13 protein-coding genes are annotated in these 15,274 nt (G+C 72.7%); 8 read left to right on the top strand and 5 right to left on the bottom strand.

Going from position 1 to position 15,274, the window contains the following annotated elements; translation table 11 throughout:
• The first annotated feature begins 78 nt into the window (after nt 1–78).
• Nucleotides 79–2,181, top strand: a complete 2,103-nt coding sequence (locus ACVKXF_RS00545) for a DEAD/DEAH box helicase (RefSeq protein WP_456794523.1) — start codon at nt 79–81, stop codon at nt 2,179–2,181.
• 156 nt (nt 2,182–2,337) lie between these two features.
• Here ACVKXF_RS00545 and ACVKXF_RS00540 read toward each other — a convergent pair whose 3' ends face one another.
• A complete protein-coding gene (locus ACVKXF_RS00540; protein ID WP_222659529.1) occupies nt 2,338–2,847 on the bottom strand; it encodes a mycothiol transferase in 510 nt (169 codons plus the stop codon).
• 48 nt (nt 2,848–2,895) lie between these two features.
• On the bottom strand, nt 2,896–3,438 hold the full coding sequence (locus ACVKXF_RS00535; protein ID WP_456794522.1) for a MarR family winged helix-turn-helix transcriptional regulator: 543 nt from the start codon (nt 3,436–3,438) through the stop codon (nt 2,896–2,898).
• A gap of 203 nt (nt 3,439–3,641) precedes the next feature.
• Here ACVKXF_RS00535 and ACVKXF_RS00530 point away from each other — a divergent pair, with 203 nt between their 5' ends.
• From ACVKXF_RS00530 to ACVKXF_RS00515, 4 genes are all read left to right on the top strand, one after another.
• Entirely contained in the window at nt 3,642–4,247 is a 606-nt protein-coding gene (locus tag ACVKXF_RS00530; RefSeq protein WP_123310232.1) for a hypothetical protein, read from the top strand.
• 92 nt (nt 4,248–4,339) lie between these two features.
• A complete protein-coding gene (locus ACVKXF_RS00525) occupies nt 4,340–5,521 on the top strand; it encodes a S24/S26 family peptidase (protein WP_456794521.1) in 1,182 nt (393 codons plus the stop codon).
• 78 nt (nt 5,522–5,599) lie between these two features.
• The gene (locus ACVKXF_RS00520; RefSeq protein WP_456794520.1) at nt 5,600–6,763 is read left to right on the top strand and encodes a metallophosphoesterase family protein; all 1,164 of its coding nucleotides are present in this window, start codon (nt 5,600–5,602) and stop codon (nt 6,761–6,763) included.
• Complete coding sequence (locus ACVKXF_RS00515) at nt 6,763–9,738, top strand: AAA family ATPase (protein WP_456794519.1); 2,976 nt, start codon at nt 6,763–6,765, stop codon at nt 9,736–9,738. Before ACVKXF_RS00520 ends, ACVKXF_RS00515 begins: the two co-directional genes overlap by 1 nt.
• A 31-nt stretch (nt 9,739–9,769) precedes the next feature.
• Here ACVKXF_RS00515 and ACVKXF_RS00510 read toward each other — a convergent pair whose 3' ends face one another.
• Nucleotides 9,770–9,946 carry a hypothetical protein gene (locus tag ACVKXF_RS00510; protein WP_185021323.1) on the bottom strand — a complete coding sequence of 59 codons (177 nt, stop codon included), beginning with the start codon at nt 9,944–9,946 and terminating at the stop codon, nt 9,770–9,772.
• Complete coding sequence (locus tag ACVKXF_RS00505) at nt 9,943–10,755, bottom strand: class E sortase (RefSeq protein WP_340197896.1); 813 nt, start codon at nt 10,753–10,755, stop codon at nt 9,943–9,945. Before ACVKXF_RS00505 ends, ACVKXF_RS00510 begins: the two co-directional genes overlap by 4 nt.
• Nucleotides 10,756–10,847: 92 nt before the next feature.
• On the opposite strand from ACVKXF_RS00505, the gene ACVKXF_RS00500 reads away from it, so the two are divergent.
• Complete coding sequence (locus ACVKXF_RS00500; RefSeq protein ID WP_456794518.1) at nt 10,848–11,276, top strand: GNAT family N-acetyltransferase; 429 nt, start codon at nt 10,848–10,850, stop codon at nt 11,274–11,276.
• Between the two features lie 9 nt (nt 11,277–11,285).
• Here the strand turns inward: ACVKXF_RS00500 and ACVKXF_RS00495 are convergent, their stop codons facing one another.
• Nucleotides 11,286–12,215, bottom strand: a complete 930-nt coding sequence (locus ACVKXF_RS00495; RefSeq protein WP_456794517.1) for an EamA family transporter — start codon at nt 12,213–12,215, stop codon at nt 11,286–11,288.
• Between the two features lie 36 nt (nt 12,216–12,251).
• On the opposite strand from ACVKXF_RS00495, the gene ACVKXF_RS00490 reads away from it, so the two are divergent.
• Both ACVKXF_RS00490 and recQ read left to right on the top strand, forming a co-directional pair.
• On the top strand, nt 12,252–13,373 hold the full coding sequence (locus ACVKXF_RS00490; RefSeq protein WP_456794516.1) for a CPBP family intramembrane glutamic endopeptidase: 1,122 nt from the start codon (nt 12,252–12,254) through the stop codon (nt 13,371–13,373).
• A 9-nt stretch (nt 13,374–13,382) separates the two neighbouring features.
• Nucleotides 13,383–15,236 (top strand): DNA helicase RecQ, encoded by a 1,854-nt coding sequence (gene recQ / locus ACVKXF_RS00485; RefSeq protein WP_456794515.1) that lies wholly within the window; start codon nt 13,383–13,385, stop codon nt 15,234–15,236.
• Nucleotides 15,237–15,274 lie beyond the last annotated feature (38 nt).

The following is a 15,274-nucleotide window of genomic DNA, read 5'->3' as shown; positions in this document are numbered from 1 at the left end:
GAACCCCCTCTCCGCAAGCAGCCCCCGCCGATGTCGCTGTCGGGCGCTGCGGTTCGTTGCGCACCCGAGAAAGCAGACATGGCCCCGTACAACAAGGGCGCGGACAACCGCGCCTCCGACCGTCCCCGCCACCCGAACGGCACCCCCGCCGCACGCAGCAGCAAGCACCGCGGGTTCCGCGCTGCCGAGCCGACTGCGCCGCGCCAGAAGCAGCGCTGGGACGCCGAGGAGCGTCGCGGCCGCTCGGCGCAGGGCGAGCGCCCCGCCCGCCCGAACTGGGAGCCCCGCGACAGCGGTGGCCAGCGCCGCCCGGAGCGCGACGACCGCGGTGGACGCGGCTTCAACCGTGACGACCGCGCTCCCCGTCGCTTCGACCGCGACGACCGAGCACCGCGTCGCTTCGACCGTGACGACCGCGCGCCCCGTCGTGACAACGACGACCGTCCCCGTCGCTCGTTCGACCGCGACGACCGTGCACCGCGCAGCTTCAACCGCGACGACCGTGCTCCGCGTCGTGACCACGACGACCGTCCTCGTCGTAGCTTCGACCGTGTCGACCGTGCGCCCCGTCGTGACAACGACGACCGTCCGCGTCGTTCGTTCGACCGCGATGACCGCGCTCCGCGCAGCTTCAACCGCGACGACCGTGCTCCGCGTCGTGACAACGACGACCGCCCGCGTCGTTCCTTCGACCGTGACGACCGCGGGCCCCGTCGCTTCGACCGCGACGACCGTGCACCGCGCAGCTTCAACCGCGACGACCGAGCGCCCCGTCGTGACAACGACGACCGTCCGCGTCGTAGCTTCGACCGCGACGACCGCGCTCCGCGCAAGTTCGACCGCGATGACCGCGCTCCGCGCAAGTTCGACCGCGACGACCGCACGGACCGTGCCCCGCGCCGCTCGTTCGACGAGCCCGAGCGCGGCAAGTTCGTCCCCGCCGACGACGTCAAGCTCGCGAAGCTCCAGGCCGAGTCCACCGTGGCGTCCGACGTCGAGGGCGTGACCTTCGGCGACCTCGGCATCGGCGGCAACATCTCCCGCGCCCTGCAGGAGCTCGGCGCCAGCAGCCCGTTCCCGATCCAGGCGGCGACGATCCCCGACGTGATCGCCGGCAAGGACGTCCTCGGCCGTGGCCGCACCGGCTCCGGCAAGACCATCGCGTTCGGCGCCCCGCTCGTCGAGAAGCTCATGGAGCACGGCGGCGGCACGAAGCGCAAGATGGGCCGCGCCCCGCGTGCGCTCATCCTCGCGCCGACCCGCGAGCTCGCCCTGCAGATCGACCGCACGGTGCAGCCGATCGCCCGCTCGGTCGGGCTGTTCACCACGCAGATCTACGGCGGTGTCCCGTACGGCCGTCAGGAGGGCGCGCTCGAGCGCGGCGTCGACATCATCGTCGGCACCCCCGGTCGTGTGCAGGACCTCATGAACAAGGGGAAGCTCGACCTCAGCGAGGTCGTCATCTCCGTGCTCGACGAGGCCGACCACATGTGCGACCTCGGGTTCCTCGAGCCGGTGCAGGAGATCCTCTCCGCCACCGCCGAAGTCACCCCGCAGGGCAACCGTGCGCAGAAGCTGCTGTTCAGCGCGACGCTCGACACCCAGGTCGCGGCGCTCGTCGAGCAGTTCCTGCACGAGCCGAGCGTGCACGAGGTCGCGGGTGAGGACCAGGCGTCCTCGACCATCGACCACCGTGTCCTCGTGGTCGAGCAGCGCGAGAAGGACCGTGTCCTCGAGGAGCTCGTCGCCGGTGACGGCAAGACGATCGTCTTCGCCCGGACCCGCGCCTACGCCGAGCGTCTCGCCGACCAGTTCGAGGACGCCGGCATCCGTGCGACCTCGCTCCACGGTGACCTGAACCAGTCGCGCCGGACCCGCAACCTGCAGCTCCTGACGAGCGGCCGGGTGAACGTGCTCGTCGCCACCGACGTCGCCGCCCGCGGCATCCACGTCGACGACGTGTCGCTCGTCGTGCAGGCCGACGCCCCGGACGACTACAAGGCGTACATGCACCGCTCCGGCCGCACGGGTCGTGCCGGCAAGGAGGGCACCGTCGTGACCCTCGTCCCGCGTGGCCGCATCCGCAAGATCGAGGGCATCCTCGAGCGTGCCGAGATCGCGGCGGACCTGGTGCAGGCCGCCCCCGGTGACGGCATCGTGTCGGAGCTCGCCGCGCGGTAGACGCGACCCCGAGACGGACGGGAGGCCCGGTACCAGCTGGTACCGGGCCTCCCGTCCGTCACATGGTGAGCAGCAATGGTCGGGTCCCGGAGTCGGACCCGACCATTTCTGCTCACGAAGCGCCCGCGCGCCCGCGCCCGCGCCCGCGCCCCCGCGTCAGCGGTTGAAGAACAGCAACCCGCGCACGAAGCCGGCCTGACCGGCGTGCTGCGTGCAGTCGTCGAGGATGCTCACGAGCCGCGCGCCGGCGGTGACGGGCGGGTCCCACGCGTCGTCGACCACGGGGTCGAGGTCGTCCGGACCGAGCGTGCCGAGGTACGCGACGGTGCGGTCGTGGACCGCGCGCAGGTACCCGGTGAGCAGCGCGGCAGAGGCGCGCACGCGACCGACGTCGTCGCGGGACATGCCGTAGCCCAGGGCCTCGGCCGGGAACGGCAGGCCGAACCGCTCGTACCAGCCGTCCGCGGTCCACACCTGCGCGGTGCCCGCCAGGTCGGCGATCTGGACGTCCTGCCCACGGGCGGTGTGCCACGCGAGCCACGCCAGGGTGTTCGCCCCGGCGGCGGGGCGCGCTGCGAGCTGGTCCTCGGACAGGCCGTCGACGGCGCGTTCGACGGTCTCGGGCACGCGGGAGAACGCTTCGATCAGGACTTCGGACGGTGTCATGCGCACCACGCTACGCGCGCGCCGCGACACACGGGGTCACGCAGATCGTCAGGCGGAACGGGCCGCGGTCTCTGCACGTGAGTGGCGGTCCAGGGCGTCGCCGAGCCCGGTGAACGCTGCGGCGAGCCGGACCCGGTCGGCGGGGGCGACGACCTCGCGGAAGGCGTCCGAGTAGACGGCGCCGATCTGCCGGGCGACCTCGGCGCCCGAGGCGGTGAGGTGCAGCAGCACACTGCGACGGTCCTGCGGGTTCGGGCGGCGTTCGAGGTGCCCACGCTGCTCGAGGCGGTCGACGAGCGAGGTCATGGCGCCGGTGGTGAGCTCGAGGTACTCGCCGGCCTGCTTCGGGGTGACCCCGTCGCCGTCGGCCGCTGCGAGGAAGAACACGAACCGGGTGTCCGTGGCGTTCAGTCCGCGCACGACGCTCTCGTGGTGCAGGACACGGGCGTGCTGCGTCTGGAGCATCCGGAAGGCCGTGAGGAGCTGCGCCAGGTCGGTGTCCGCGTCCACGGTGTCGGGCAGCGAGACGGTCGGGGACACGGGCGCGGGCGGCAGGGCGTCGGGCAGGACGGGCTGGGTGGTGTCCGTCATGGGCAGCTCTTCTCGGCAGGGGGTGGGATGACTCAGTCAACAAGTATCTCACTCGTCAAGACACCCCCAGCACGGGGGTAGTGCCTTCCCTTGTGAGTTGCTCGGCGGAAAAGTACCTTGATCGTCGTAGCAACCACCCCGGCTCCGACGCGACCAACCACCGCGACCACGGCGCCACCGTTTCCGGATCAGGAGCTCTCGCAATGTCTCGTGTCACCCCTCGCGCCGCCCGTCTTGCGGCCTGGATCGCCATCCCCGCCGCCCTCGTCGCCTCGGGTGTCGTCGTCTCGACCGCGTCCTACTCGGCGTTCTCGGCGACCACCGTCAACCCGACGAGCAACTGGACCGCCGGCAGCGTCGCACTCTCCGACGACGACAACAACACCGCACTCTTCACCGCGACCGCCCTGAAGCCCGGCTCGACCGGCGCGAACTGCATCACGGTCACCTCGACGGGCTCGCTGCCCTCGACCGTCAAGCTGTACGGCACCGCCGCCGCCACGACGAAGGACCTCGCGGCGAACATCAGCCTGACCGTCGAGCAGGGCACCGGCGGCGGCTTCGGCTCCTGCACGGGCTTCACGCCGCTCGCCACCGGCGGCACGATCACGGCTGCGAACACCACGCTGGCGTCCTTCGGGACAGCGGCGACGAACTTCGCCACCGGCGTCGGCTCGTGGGCCCCGACCGGCACCGCGTCCGAGTCGCGCGTCTACCGCTTCTCCTACAAGGTCTCGGACACCGCCCCGAACACGGTCCAGGGCGGCACCGCGGCGCTCGGCTTCACCTGGGAAGCCCAGAACAGCTGACCCGGGGAGCACTCCCCACCCGGTGACCGGGGCTGAGCCCGAGCCAGCCCCGGCCGCCACCCCCGAGAACGCGCCCCCGGTCGAAGGCAGTCATGAGCAGCATCGCAGTGCACGGTGGTCCCACACCGCACGCCGTGCTCCGTGACGTCGTCGACTGGGGGCGCGTCGTCGTCGGCACGGTCGCACGCGGTGTGGTCGCCACCCTCCTCGGCCTCGCCCTCTGGGCGGCCGCGCCCGCGGTGATCGGTTGGCAGCCCACCACGGTGATGACCGGGTCCATGGAGCCGCGGCTCACGTCCGGTGACGTGGTCGTCTCGCGACCGGTCGCGTCCGGCGAGGTCCGGACGGGCAAGATCCTGCTCGCCGACGACCCCGACCAGTCCGGCCACCTGCGCATGCACCGGTACGTCGAGGACGGCCCGGGCGGCACCCTCGTCACGAAGGGCGACGCGAACCCGCAGCAGGACTCGACGCCGCTCGAGCGCTCGGCCGTGCACGGGGTCGCGTTCCTGCGCATCCCGTTCGTCGGGGCGCCGGTCCTGTGGCTCCGACAGGGGGAGTGGACGAAGGTCGTCGTGCTCGCGCTCGGCCTGACGGCGCTGCTCGCGCTCTGCACGGTCGACGGATCGCTGCGCCGCCTCGCGGCGGTCGACGACGATCGCGACGACGACGGCGACGACGACGCCCACGGGTCGGGTGGCGGGCCGTCTGATGGTGTCGATGCCGGCCGGGAGGCGCGGGACGACGCCGCCACGCGCCTGGCGTCCGGCGCGACGACCGTCGTCACCCGCCGCTCACTGCGGGTGCACGAGCGTCGCGTCCAGCGGCTGCGCCGCTTCGGCGGCGCAGCGGCGGTCCTCGTCATCGCGGGCAGCGTCGGGGTGCTCCTGCCGGCGCAGGCGGTGGCCGTGCCGTGGTCGCGGACGACCGTGGACCCGGTGTCGAACTTCACGGCGGGCACGGCGACCGGTGTGCCCACGCTGACCTGCACCCCGGCGTCGTCGAGCACCGTGACGATCGCCTGGACGTACACGGACCCGACGGTGCCGAAGTCCTTCGACCTGGTGAACGGGACGACCCAGCTCGCCACCGCCACGACCGCCGGACAACGTTCGCTCGTCTACGGCGGTGCCGGCCTGCTCGACCTCGGCACGACGTACACGCTGAACCTCCGCACGAACCTCGGCAACGGCTGGACCGCCACCAGCACGCCGACCGTCAAGGTCAAGGTCGTGTCGGTCCTCGGTCTGGCCTCGGCGAGCTGCGTGCCCTGAGTTCTCCCCAGGCGGCGGTTCTCCCCAGGCGGCGCGCGGCCGTCCAGCGATGTCCCCGGCCGGCGTTACCGTGTCCGCATGCGCATCCTGCACACCGGCGACTGGCACCTCGGCCGCACGCTGCTCGGTGCCGACCTCCTCGAGCACCAGGCGGCGTTCCTCGACTGGCTCGTCGACCTCGTGCAGGACCGCTCCGTCGACCTCGTCGTGATCGCCGGAGACGTGTACGACCGGGCGATCCCGCCGATCGACGCCGTCCGCATGCTGTCCCGGGTGCTCGAACGCCTGGCGCAGACGGCGACCGTGGTGCTCACGCCGGGCAACCACGACTCCGCCGCACGCCTGGGGTTCGGTGCCGGTGTGATGGACCGCCGGGTGCGCATCCTCGCCGAACCCGCCCGGATCGCCGACCCGGTGCTCGTCGACGACGCCGACGGCCCGGTGGCGGTCTACGGCATCCCCTACCTGCACCCCGACCTGACCCGGTACGCACTGGCCGACGTGCCGGACGAACCCCTCGCACGGTCACACCACGCGGTCGTGCACGCCGCCACCGAACGGATCCGTTCCGACCTCTCACTGCGGGGGAGCACCCGCAGCGTCGTCGTCGCGCACGCCTTCGTCGGCGGGGCCGATCCGAGCGACAGCGAGCAGGACATCCGCGTCGGCGGTGTCGACCGGGTGGCCGAATCGGTCTTCGACGGCTTCGACTACGTCGCCCTCGGGCACCTGCACGGTCCGCAGCGGGTCGGCGACGGCGGCCGGATCCGGTACGCCGGCTCACCGCTGGCGTTCTCGTTCGGTGAGCGGCACCAGCAGAAGTCGGTGACCCTGGTCGAACTCGACGCCGGCGGCGCCGTCAGCACCGAGCTCGTGCCGGCCCCGGTGCCGCGGCGCCTGGTCGACGTCCGCGGCAGCATCGACGACGTCGAGTCCGGGGTCTTCCGCGCCGACGTCGATGCGTGGGTCCGGGTGGCCGTGACCGACACGGTGCACCCCGAGCGCATGTACGCCCGGGTCAAGGACCACTTCCCGCACGCGTTGGCGATCACGCACGAGCCCGCCGACCGTGGCCCGGCGACAGCCGCCCGCGCGGTCACGGCGACGTCCGACCCGGTCGAGGTCGCAGCCGACTTCGTGACCTTCGCCACCGGTGCCGCGCCCGACGACGACGAGCACGCCGTCCTGACCGAGGCGTACGAGGCCGCGGTGCTGGCGCTGCAGCGCGAGGGGGACCGCTGATGTACCTGCACCGACTCGAGCTCCGTGCCATCGGGCCCTACCCCGACCTGGTGTCCATCGACTTCGCAGCGCTCGCGGCCTCCGGGGTGTTCCTGCTCGAAGGGCCGACGGGTTCCGGCAAGTCGACCATCATCGACGCCGTGGTGTTCGCCCTGTACGGCGGGCTCGCCGGGTCCGACGCCAGCTCCGACCGCCTGCACAGCCAGCACGCCGACCCCGCCGTGGAGCCCTTCGTCGAGCTCGTCTTCGAGACCGGCGCCGGGACCTACCGGGTCCGCCGCACCCCGCAGTACGACCGACCGAAGCAACGGGGGACCGGCACCGTCAAGCAGCAGGCGTCCGTGCAGCTGTTCCGCCTGGCGAGCCCGTCCGACGTCGCCGGTGAACCCATGTCGTCGCGCATCCCCGAGGTCGGCGTCGAGATCGGCCGCATCATCGGGCTGGACCGCGCGCAGTTCCTGCAGACCGTGGTGCTGCCGCAGGGCGAGTTCGCACGGTTCCTGCGGTCCCCGGGTGAAGACCGCCGCAAGCTCCTGCAGTCGCTGTTCGGCACGCAGGTCTACGACCGCACCGCCGACGAACTCGCCGCGCGGCGCCGCGCCGTGCAGGCCGAGGTCGACGGCGCCGACGACCGCGTCCGCGACGCCCTGAACCGCTTCGCCCAGGCCGCCGGTCTCGACGGCGCCGACGAGTCCGCCGTGCCGTCGACCGTCGCGTCAATCCGCGCGGCAGCCGACGCCGCTGCGGCCGTCCGTGCTGCGGCAGCCTCGGCAGCGACGACGGCGGCCGAGCGCGAACAGGTGGTCACGGCGCGTGCGACCGCCCTCGGACGACGTGCGGGGCTCCTCGCGCGGCAGACCGCGCTCGACGTCGACGCCCCCGCCGTCGACGACGCCCGGGCGACCGTGGCCCTCGGCGAACGCGCCGCACGGGTCGCCGCCGTGGCCGACGGACTCGACGCCGCGGTCCTGCGGGCGGAGGAGACCACCGCGACGGCCCGAGCGGTGCGCGATCGCCACGGGGTCGCCGAGGCCCCCGACGTCGTCGTGGGCCGGCGCGATGCCCTGGCCGACGACCTGTCCGCGGTGCGCCACCTCGTCGCGGTCGAGGACGGCTCCGCTGCTCGACGGTCCGCCATCGCCGAGGCCGTCGCGACCGCCGAGCAGCTCGCCGTGCAGTTGGTCGCGCTCGACGCCGCGCTCGACGCCCGACCGGCCGAACGGGCCCGCATCGTCGAGGCCGCACGCACCGCGGCCCGGACCGCGGCCGACGCGGACGCCGCAGCGCACGAGGTCACCCGCGTCCGGTCCCTCCGGGCCGAGCTGGTGGCGCGCGACCACGCGGCGCAGCGCGTCACCGCCGCCGAGCAGACCGTCACCGCGGCACGACGATCGGCGACCGAGGCCCTCGCCGCCGAGCGTGCGCTCCGTGAACGCCGGATCGCCGGCCTCGCCGGAGAACTCGGCGCAGCGCTCACCACCGGGGACCCCTGTCCGGTCTGCGGGTCGACGGAACACCCGTCGGTGGCCACCCCGCAGGACGACCACCCGACCACCGAAGCCGTCGACGCTGCGGGCGACGCCACCCGGCGTGCGGACCAACGCCTCGCCGAGGCCGCGTCGGACCTGGCGGTCGAACGCGCCGAGCACCAGCGGCTGGTCGACGTCGTCGGCACGGTCGACGCCGCAGCGCTCGATGCACTGACCGAGGCCGCCGACGCCCGGGTCCGGGCCGCGCACGACGCCGCCGCCCTCGTCCTGCAGCACGAGCGGCACCGGGCGGAGCACGACACCGAGACCGGTCGGCTCCAGCGGGAGCGGAACGACCTCGACGCTCGTCGCACCGTCCTGACCTCGACCGCGCAGGCCGACGCCGAGCGACTCGACACCGACCTCGGCACCGTGGCCGCGGCACGCGAACGGCTCGGCGCGCTCCTCGACGACCGCCCCACGACGCTCCGGACGGCCGTCGAGCTCCTCGACGAGCGACTCGAGGCGTACCGCGCGGTCGTGCAGGCCGACGAACGGGTGGCCGCCGCGACCCGTGCCCGCGACGACCGTCGTGCCGAGGTCGCCCGGGTCCTCGACGACCAGGGCTTCGCCGACGTCGCCGCAGCGCGGGCCGGACGGCTCGACCCCGGCGACACCGAACGGTTGCGGGCGCGGATCAGCGCGGCCGAGGCCGAGCGTGCCGTCGTGGTGGCCGGTCTCGCCGAGCCGTCCGTGGTGGCCGCGGCGGACGACTCCGCGGAACGTCTCGACCTCGACGGCGCCCGCGTCGCTCGTGAGCGCACCGCCGCCGAACTCGAGCAGGCCACCGGGGCGGCTGCCTCCGCCGCCGACCGGGCCGACGCGGTCGACCGGTGCGAGACCGAGGTGACCCGTGCGACCCGCGCCCGTGACGAGACGTCGGCGCGCAGCCGCGCCGTGGTCCGGCTCGCCGACATCGCGAACGGCGTCACCGCGGTGAACCCGACCGGCATCACCCTGGGCACCTACGTGCTCATGCGTCGGTTCGAGGACGTCGTCGCCGCGGCCAACGACCGACTCCGGGGGATGCTCGCGGGCCGGTTCACGCTCGAGACCTCGGACGAACGCGAGTCGGGATCACGGGCACGCCGGACCGGACTGGCACTCGCCGTGCACGACCACACCACCGACACCGTGCGGGACCCCCGCAGCCTGTCCGGCGGCGAGACGTTCACGGTCTCGCTGTGCCTGGCGCTCGGCCTGGCCGACGTCGTGCAGGCCGAGGCCGGAGGGGTCTCGCTCGGCACGCTCTTCGTCGACGAGGGGTTCGGCACGCTCGACCCGGAGACCCTCGACGACGTCATCGGGCAGTTGTCCCGGTTGACCGCGGGCGGACGGCAGGTCGGCATCGTCAGCCACGTCGAGGAACTCAAGCAGCGGATCCCGGAGCGGATCGCCGTGCGGCGCACCGCTGCCGGCGGCTCGCACGTGACGACGACCGTCTGACGCCGTCGGTCGTCACCGCCGTGGCTGACGGCTACGGGGTCGGCGTCGACTCCACGGTGCCGTCGGGCGGCGGCAGGATGTCCGCGGCGATCCACGGGAACACCCACTGGAACAGCACGAACACGATCGCCGCGAGCAGCACGAGCAGCTCGAGCACCTTCAGGACGGTGGGTCCGGGCAGCAGCCGCCAGACCAGGGGGAAGATCACTTGGCGGTCTCCGAGAGTTCCTTCGGGGTGCCCTCGGACGCGGGCATCCAGTAGTCGAGCTTCGCGTGCGTGACGAACCGTTCGGCCGCCGACCACATCGGGTGGCACGCGGTGAGGGTCAGCCAGCGGTCCGACGGCGAGGGGTCGACTCCGGGCTTGTTCGGCACCGGCGCGATCGTCTCGATGTGGTCCGGTGTGACGATCTGACTGTCGGTGACCTTGTAGACGTACCAGACGTCGAACTTCGTCTTCGCGTCGGTGACCCGCACGACGACGGAGTCGCCCTTCTTGAGTTCGGCGATCTGGTTGAGCGGCTTGCCGTAGGTCACGCGGTGGCCGGCGACGGCGAAGTTGCCGGGGGCTCCGGGCATCGCGGTGTCCTGGTAGTGCCCGAGGCCGATCGTGTTCAGGACCTTCTCGCGGTCCGTGCCCTCGCCGATCGGACGGTTGTAGTCCTTGCCGAAGCGGGGGATCTGCATCGTGCCGAAGACGTCGGAGAGATCCGGCGGCTCCGCCAGCACGGGTGCGGTCCCACGGTGCTCGGTGCCGGCCTTGTCCGGGGTCTTCAGCTGGTCGAGCCCCTCGACGAGCTTCGACTGCTCGTTGACCGCCACGACGTCGGTCCACCATGCCGTCCACACCACGTACAGGCCGGTGCCGGCGCCCGCGATGATGAGCAGTTCGGCGATGAGCGAGACGATGGCCCCACCGACCGTCTGGCGCCTCCGGGGGGAGCGCCGCCCGGATCGTCTGCCGCCGTCGTCGTCCCGCGCGCTGCGGCGCGACGGGATGGTGTCGTGTGCGGTCACGGGGCTCCTGATCGGATGGTAGGTCGGACAGGTCTATCAGATCACGACGACGGCTCGGTGACGACGTTCTCCACACCCCGTAACGTGGGGGGATGGAGTACCGGATCCGCCCGTTCCGCGCCGACGACACCGATGCGGTCGTCGCCCTCTGGGAAGCGTGCGGTCTCGTCCGCCCGTGGAACGACCCGCGCCGCGACATCGCGCGCAAGGCCACCGTCCAGCCCGAGCTCTTCCTGGTGGCGGAGGGTGGGACCGGCGGGGTCGTCGCTGCGGGGATGGCCGGCTTCGACGGACACCGCGGCTGGGTGAACTACCTCGCAGTGCAGCCGGACCTGCAGGGCTCGGGCCTCGGCCGGACGCTGATGGCGGAGTTCGAGCGGCTCCTCACCGACCTCGGCTGCCCGAAGGTGAACCTGCAGATCCGGGCCGGAAACGAGCGTGTGCTCGGCTTCTACGAGTCCCTCGGCTACTCCGACGACCGCACGGTGTCGCTCGGCAAGCGGCTCATCCCCGACGTCTGAGCCGTCCCGTCACGCCAGGGTCAGCCCCACCGACGCGACGAACGCCAGCGCGATGCCGACCCACTGCGGCGCGGTCAGCCGCTCGCGCAGCACCACGCCGGCCAGCACGACCGTGCCGATCGGGTAGAGCGCGTTGAGCACGCTCACGACGGGCAGCGTGCCCGGGTCGTCGCTCGCGTGCAGCGCTGCCTGGATGCACACGTTCGCCAGGGCGTCGAATACGCCGCACCCCGCGACCGTCAGCAGCAGACGCGGCGGCCACCAGCGTCCTGGAGGCACGGCAGACCCCGCGACGTCGACCGACGCAGCGGGGTCTGCCGCGCCTCCAGACCGCGCCCCGCGCCCGGCACGCACCGTCACCACGAGCGCCGCTGCGCCCAGCAGCACCGTCTGCAGCACCCGCGCGACCACGAGTGGGTGGATGCCCGCGCCCGGCGGGGTCGCGTCGTACGCGAGCACGATGCCGCCGAACCCGCACCCGGCCACCGCTGCGGCGACGACCCCGCGCACGGTGGGGCGTGCACCCGAGGTGTCCCGCACCGCGGCCACCAGCACCACCGCGACGACGGCCACGACCACCGCGGCGATCGCCAGCGGTGACAGGACGGTCCCGCGGGCGACGGCCACCACGACCGGGACGACGGCCGCGAACACGGCGGTCAGGGGTGACAGCACGCTCATCGGGCCGATCGCCAGCGCGGCGTAGAGGAGCAGGACCCCGACCGCGCCGGACAGCCCCGCGACGGCGCCCCAGAGGGTGCTCGTCCACGACGGTGACCCCCCGAGCACGGCCAGCCCGATCAGCAGCGGCACGATCCCGATCGCCGCGGCCACGGCGGCGACCGTCACCGGACGGACGCGCCGTGACGCGAGCCCGCCGAGGAAGTCGGCGAAGCCGTAGACGACGGCTCCGGACAGGCCGAACAGCACGGTGAGCACGGGTCCCATCCTGCCCGGCCCGGTAGCCTGCGTGGCGTGAGCGTTCCCTACCACCGCCTGCCCCGTGTCGACGCACGATGGAGGTGGTGGCGCCCGCTGGTCGCCCTCGCGTTCCTGGCGGGTTGGTACCTCGCGTCCCAGGTGCTCATCACCGTCGCCTACTTCATCCCGGTCGCTGCGGTCGGGGGTGAGTCCGGCCTCTACGACCTGCTCGAGGACCTGCAGCGCGGCGCACTCGACCCGACGGATCCGCTCGTCCTGTCGCTGACCCTGGTGTCGCTGGTCATCCTGCTGCCCGGCGTCCTGCTGGCCGTCAAGGTCGCGCGCCTCGGGCCCGGCGCGATCCTGACGTCGACGCGCTTCCGGGTGCGGTGGGCGTGGACGGCGTGGTGCGTGCTGCCGACCCTGGTCATCGCGGCGGTCATGTTCGTGGTGCAGACCCGCCTCTTCTGGGACGGCGGGATGATCACGACCGACGGCGGCTTCGCGTGGAACCACGCCGCGATCGGTCAGTCGACGGTCTCCCTCGGCACCCTCACGCTCACGATCGTCCTCGTCGTGCTGCTCGTGCCGTTCCAGGGTGCGGCCGAGGAGTTCATCTTCCGCGGCTTCCTGATGCAGACGATCGCCTCGTGGATCCCGTGGCGGATCTTCGGCACGGTCATCGCCGTCGCGGTGTCGACCGTCGTCTTCGCCGTGCTGCACATCCCGAACGGCTACAACGTCTGGGGCATCCTCGACGTCGGTTCGTTCGGCCTGATCGCTGCGATCATCGTGCTCCGGACCGGGGGGCTCGAGGCCACCGTCCTGCAGCACGCCTTCAACAACATCATGATCTTCGTGCTGCAGGCTCCGGGCTGGTCGGGGATCGACCTGGCCTCCTCGGACGCCAATGGCACGCTCGGCGGCTGGCTCGTCACCCTCGGCACGTCGCTCGCGTTCTGGGGCATGGTCGAACTCCTGGCGTGGTGGCGGAAGCTCGACCGCACGTTCGCCGGACACCAGGCGCCGCGGTTCCGTGGCACGCCACCGGACTGGGCGGGTGGCAAGCGCTGGTTCGGTCCGGCTGGCACGGGCTGGGCCGTCGCGCCGACCCGCGCCGGCACTGTGGACACAGCCGCTGTGGACAGTGCCGTGGGTGTCGCCGGTCGCCCGTAGGCTCGTGGCATGAGCACCACGCCCGCGCCCGCCGCCGTGTCTGCTTCGCGAGCCGCAGCGCTCGACGTCCTGCACCGCGTGTGGGGCTACGACGACTTCCGTGGCGAGCAGGCGGCGATCATCGACCAGGTGGTCGCCGGCGGCGACGCCCTCGTGCTCATGCCCACCGGTGGCGGCAAGTCGCTCTGCTACCAGGTGCCCGCGTTGGTGCGCGACGGCGTCGGGGTCGTGGTGTCGCCGCTCATCGCCCTCATGCAGGACCAGGTCGACGCCCTCGCGGCGAACGGGGTCCGCGCCGCCTTCCTCAACTCCACGCAGGGGCCCGACGAACGGTCCCGGGTCGAGCGCGCGGTCGTCCAGGGCGAGGTCGACATGCTCTACCTCGCACCCGAGCGGCTCCGGCTCGAGTCCACCCGTGCGCTCCTCGACCGGGCGAGGGTCTCGCTGTTCGCCATCGACGAGGCGCACTGCGTCGCCCAGTGGGGCCACGACTTCCGGCCGGACTACCTCGAGCTGAGCGTCCTGCACGAGCGTTGGCCGACCGTGCCCCGGATCGCCCTGACCGCCACGGCGACCCCGCAGACCCACCGCGAGATCTCGGCGCGGCTCGGCCTCGACGACGCCGCGCACTTCGTCGCCGACTTCGACCGCCCGAACATCCAGTACCGCATCGAACCGAAGACCGGTGCGCTGCAGCAGCTCCTCACCTTCATCCGCACCGAGCACAGCGGCGACTCGGGCATCGTCTACTGCCTGTCGCGCAAGTCGGTCGAGCGGACCGCCACCGCCCTGGCCGAGCAGGGCATCCAGGCGCTGCCGTACCACGCGGGCCTCGACGCCCGGGTGCGTGCGCGCAACCAGTCGACCTTCCTGCGCGAGGACGGCATCGTCATGGTCGCGACGATCGCCTTCGGCATGGGCATCGACAAGCCCGACGTCCGCTTCGTGGCGCACCTCGACCTGCCGAAGTCGGTCGAGGGGTACTACCAGGAGACCGGTCGTGCCGGGCGCGACGGCCTGCCCTCGACCGCGTGGCTGGCGTACGGCCTGAACGACGTCGTGCAGCAACGACGGATGATCGACCAGTCCGAGGGCGACGCCGCACACCGTCGGCAGCTCAGCGCACACCTCGACGCCATGCTCAGCCTGTGCGAGACGATCGAGTGCCGCCGGGTGCGACTGCTCGCGTACTTCGGGCAGGAGTCCACGGCCTGCGGCAACTGTGACACGTGCATCGCCCCACCCGAGTCGTGGGACGGCACCGTTCCCGCGCAGAAGCTGTTGTCCACGGTCGTCCGCCTCGAGCGTGAGCGCGGCCAGCGGTACGGTGTCGCCCACCTCGTCGATATCCTGGTCGGCAAGCAGTCGCCCCGCGTCCAGGAGCTGCAGCACGAGTCGTTGGCGACCTTCGGCATCGGCTCCGACCTGTCCGACGGCGAGTGGCGCGCGGTGGCCCGGCAGTTGCTCGCGCAGGGCTACGCCGCGGTGTCCGGCGACGGCTTCGGCACGGTCGTCCTCAGCCCGACGAGCGCCGAGGTCCTGACCGGCAAGGTCCAGGTCCGGATGCGCCGTGACACGGTGAAGGCACCGCGGGCGAGCCGGTCGTCCCGCCGGACCGTGGTCACCGACATGCCCCAGCAGGCGGTCGGACTGTTCGAGGCCCTCCGGGTCTGGCGTGCCGCCCAGGCGCGCGAGCAGGGCGTTCCGGCGTACGTCGTGTTCAACGACGCGACGCTCCGGGGCATCGCGGCGGTGCGTCCGGCCGACGCCGACCAGCTCGCCGAGATCTCCGGGGTCGGTGCCGCGAAGCTCGAGCGGTACGGCCGCGCGGTGCTCGACGTCGTTGCGTCCGAGGCCGACTGACGCCACCGCCGAGCATGCATGCCGCAGCGGGCATGGAG

The sequence above is a fragment of the Curtobacterium sp. PvP017 genome, assembly GCF_054060195.1.
The sequence above is the reverse complement of the archived record's forward strand: the minus strand, read 5'-3'. Positions and strand labels throughout refer to the sequence as shown.

Coding starts and splice junctions, on each gene's coding strand:
- ACVKXF_RS00545 (WP_456794523.1), top strand. CDS start 79: ATGGCCCCGTACAACAAGGGCGCGGACAACCGCGCCTCCGACCGTCCC.
- ACVKXF_RS00540 (WP_222659529.1), bottom strand. CDS start 2,847: ATGACACCGTCCGAAGTCCTGATCGAAGCGTTCTCCCGCGTGCCCGAG.
- ACVKXF_RS00535 (WP_456794522.1), bottom strand. CDS start 3,438: ATGACGGACACCACCCAGCCCGTCCTGCCCGACGCCCTGCCGCCCGCG.
- ACVKXF_RS00530 (WP_123310232.1), top strand. CDS start 3,642: ATGTCTCGTGTCACCCCTCGCGCCGCCCGTCTTGCGGCCTGGATCGCC.
- ACVKXF_RS00525 (WP_456794521.1), top strand. CDS start 4,340: ATGAGCAGCATCGCAGTGCACGGTGGTCCCACACCGCACGCCGTGCTC.
- ACVKXF_RS00520 (WP_456794520.1), top strand. CDS start 5,600: ATGCGCATCCTGCACACCGGCGACTGGCACCTCGGCCGCACGCTGCTC.
- ACVKXF_RS00515 (WP_456794519.1), top strand. CDS start 6,763: ATGTACCTGCACCGACTCGAGCTCCGTGCCATCGGGCCCTACCCCGAC.
- ACVKXF_RS00500 (WP_456794518.1), top strand. CDS start 10,848: ATGGAGTACCGGATCCGCCCGTTCCGCGCCGACGACACCGATGCGGTC.
- recQ (WP_456794515.1), top strand. CDS start 13,383: ATGAGCACCACGCCCGCGCCCGCCGCCGTGTCTGCTTCGCGAGCCGCA.